This is a genomic window from Pseudomonas sp. SIMBA_041 (genome assembly GCF_046535095.1).
In the GTDB taxonomy this organism is placed as follows: domain Bacteria; phylum Pseudomonadota; class Gammaproteobacteria; order Pseudomonadales; family Pseudomonadaceae; genus Aquipseudomonas; species Aquipseudomonas mucoides.
In genome coordinates, this window is the sequence record NZ_JAWRXJ010000551.1 from 1 (window position 1) to 257 (window position 257).

Consider the following 257-nt stretch of genomic DNA (forward strand, 5'->3'; position numbering starts at 1 on the left):
GGAATAACAAGATCGACCTCGACGTTGTCTTTTAGCCGATAGCTCTGAATAGCCGCGCGGAACTGACGGGCGTATAAATCCCACTCATTGGGCGCGCCAGTCATCCACAGGGTGAGCTTTTCAGCGCCTTCGTTAATCGCCCGGCGAATCGTATCGCCAATAGCGCCAGGGCAGTAGCGGGCATCCGGCAGCGAGAATGTCTCTTCATCCGGTAAACCGATGTAATACGTGAAGTCATCGCCAAGCCAAGCCAGCGC

1 protein-coding gene is annotated in these 257 nt (G+C 55.6%); it reads right to left on the bottom strand.

Annotated elements, in window-relative coordinates:
* Positions 1-257 (bottom strand): hypothetical protein (locus tag SB725_RS32320; protein WP_410923585.1); only part of this gene is annotated, 257 nt, incomplete at both ends.